Raw genomic sequence first — 2843 nt, forward strand, 5'->3', positions numbered from 1 at the left:
CGTTCCGCCTCGCTAAAGGGCCACAGTCCGGTTTACTGGCCTCATGACACCCACCGCCCAGCTCATCGCCCGCGAGTACCGGCGCCTGTCCAACAAGAAGCGCGGCACCAGCCTCAGCCGCCAGGGCTCCGATAATGCCGTCTCCGCCAGTGACAACGCCTGGCGACTGCACCCCGAGCCTTACATCGACGACGGTCTGTCGGCCTCACGGTACGCCCGCAAGAATCGCGACGACTTCGAGAAGCTCATCGCCGACCTGCAGACCGGGCCCACCGGCCGCGACAGCCGGTTCGGCGCCGACGTCCTCATGCTGTGGGAGTCCTCGCGCGGCTCGCGCAAGGTCGGCGAGTGGGTCGAGTTCATCGAGCTGTGCGAGGCCAAGCACGTCCTGTTCTGGGTCACCACTCACGAGCGGCTGTACGACCCGCGCAACGGCCGCGACCGAAAGAGCCTCCTCGAGGACGCCGTCGACTCCGAGTACGAGTCGTACAAGACGCACCGCCGCACCAGCGGCACCGTCGCCTTCCAGGCGAGCATCGGCCGCCCGCACGGCGCACCGCCGGACGGGCTCATGCCGGTGTACGACGAGAAGACCGGCGACCTGGTCACCTGGGTCGAGGATCCGGACCGGGCCCACATCCCGCGCGAGCTCTTCCGCCTACTGGAGGAGGGCGTCTCTCTCACCGAGATCGAGCGCAGATTTCGGGCGGCTGGCTACCTCAACCGCTCCGGCAGCCCCTACAGCCGCGAGCATCTGCGGCAGTCCGCGCTCAAGCACGCCTACGCCGGACTGCGCTCCTACGACGGCCACGTCTTCGAGGGCACGTGGGACGGCATCGTCGATCCGGCCCGGTTCTGGGCGGTGCAGCGCATCCTGAACGCTCCGCACCGCAAAACCACCCGCGGCGGCCGCGCCTCGCACGAGCTCACGGGCAGCCTCTGGTGCAGCCGCTGCCTGATACCGATCACGAAGATCCGCGACGAGGTCGCCTATCAGTGCACGGGCTGCTGGCTGCGGATCCAGAAGGGGCCCGTCGACGACTACATCATCGGCACGAAGGAGGAGCCGGGCGCACTGCTGGCGTTCCTCGCCCGCAGGGACCTCTACAAACGGCTCGCCGCCCGCGACGGCGACGACCAGGAGCTGCGGGAGCTGCGGGCCCGGCTCGAGCAGGCCCGCGCCGAGCGCGACGAGTTCCGATCGGCCAAGGGCAGCAACCTGGCTGAGGCCATGGTGCTGGCCAACTCGCTGTCCGCGAAGGAGCAGGAGGTGACCGAGCTCGAGGCACACGAGCGTGACCTGAGCCTGCCCCCTTCCGTCGCGAAGATGATCCGCCCGGACACCGACGTGTGGGAGTCGTGGGAGGAGGCCACGGTCAGCGCCCGCCGCGAGGTTGCGCGCGTCGTCCTCAGCGAGCGCGGCCTCGGCAAGCCCTACGTGCTGCCTGCGCCGAGCCGCGGCCGCAACCAGCTCGTCGTCGAGCGCCTCGACTTCCGCAACTAGCGGCGGTCGTGGTGGCGATGGCCGTGCCCCGGCCACCCGGTCACCGTCGGCCGCGCCGGAGGCCCGGACTGTGACGCAGACGGGCTGCTGAGGACCGGCTGGGACGAGGCCTCGGGACTGTCGCTGGCGGCTGACGCTGTGTCTGCAGGTTCGTCTTCGGGGGATGTTACGGCCGTCCCGGACGGCTGCGCGGTGGGCGAGACGATCCCTGTGTCGCTGGGTTCGGCTGGGGTCCGGGGCGTCTGGCGGCCTGCCCGCTGCGAGACGGATGAGTCCGACATCGTCGTGATGGAAGGCTGCCGCACCTCCCGTGGCGACTGCGGCACCGAATGGGACCCCGTCGACGACGGCGCGGGGGACGGCGGTTCGTTCTGGCTGTCCATCGACCAGGGCGTCACCGTCAGCGCCGTCACCGCGCTGACCACGGTCAGGCCGCCGACCGCCGAGCCGACGACCTGCGTCATCTGAGCCCGTATCGCGGCACGCACACCCGTGTACAGCGAGAACATTGCGGCGAAGCCGCCGCCGATCAGCTTCAGGTGCCGCTTGGCACGCACGACCCTGGCCTCGCCAGGAAGCGGCCGAATCAGGCGCACCTCCGGCGCGCGCGGCTGGACGTCCGCAGCCTGCGCACCTTGCGACCGAATCGTTTCAAACCGGTCGACGGCAATCGAGGCCACGGCATCGATCCTCGCCTCCCGCTCTCCGGCCCAATCACGGGACTGCTGCTCTGGAGGCACTTCCTCGTCAGGCCTGGTCCGGCGTTGCAGCTCTTGGACCTTCAGCACCAGTACGCAAGAGATCGCCACCAGCGCGCCGGCCGCCATCGCCGCAATCACCTGAACAAGGCTGATCACTTCTCAACACCTTCCCAATACATGTAATGGGCACAAGTGGGGGGAAGGTGATAACCGTGCGCTCAACACCTGTCACACAAATGCATAAATGCATGTTCGTGATCAAAGCGTTACTAACCAACGCTGCGACGCCGCGGCGATGGTGAGGGGCTCTCAGCTTCGACGGACCGCCGGCGCTCGAGTTCCACACGCGCCCGCCGGTACGCCTCGTCCGTCTCCTCCTCCGTCAGGCCGAGTCGACTGGCCGTCGACACCACCAAGTCCTGGAGGATCTCGAGATCCCGCAACGACAGGGCCTGCCCATCCGCCGACCTTGCGACCTCGCCCTCCACGCCGGCGACATCACCGGCATGGCCAGCAGTGAGCAGGGGGTCACCCCCGGCAAGGATCGCGGCGACGCTGCCCGCTTCCCACTGAAGAGCCCGTTCGAGCTTCCGATACGTGGACCCTCGCGCCTTGATGCCTTTGCGGATCTTGCTGAG

General features: G+C 68.6%; 3 protein-coding genes. 1 reads left to right on the top strand and 2 read right to left on the bottom strand.

From position 1 onward, the window contains the following. Window positions 1-43 precede the first annotated feature (43 nt). A complete protein-coding gene (locus MKW14_RS40570) occupies window positions 44-1504 on the top strand; it encodes a recombinase family protein (RefSeq protein WP_240871785.1) in 1461 nt (486 codons plus the stop codon). On the opposite strand, the gene MKW14_RS40575 is transcribed toward MKW14_RS40570, so the two are convergent. Both MKW14_RS40575 and MKW14_RS40580 read right to left on the bottom strand, forming a co-directional pair. After that, window positions 1501-2361 (bottom strand): hypothetical protein, encoded by an 861-nt coding sequence (locus MKW14_RS40575; RefSeq protein ID WP_240871786.1) that lies wholly within the window; start codon window positions 2359-2361, stop codon window positions 1501-1503. The two genes, MKW14_RS40570 and MKW14_RS40575, sit on opposite strands and share 4 nt — an antisense overlap. A 113-nt stretch (window positions 2362-2474) precedes the next feature. Continuing rightward, the coding region (locus MKW14_RS40580) for a hypothetical protein (RefSeq protein ID WP_240871788.1) at window positions 2475-2843 on the bottom strand (369 nt) is incomplete at its 5' end.

This window comes from Streptomyces gilvus (assembly GCF_022513565.1).
GTDB lineage: Bacteria > Actinomycetota > Actinomycetes > Streptomycetales > Streptomycetaceae > Streptomyces > Streptomyces gilvus.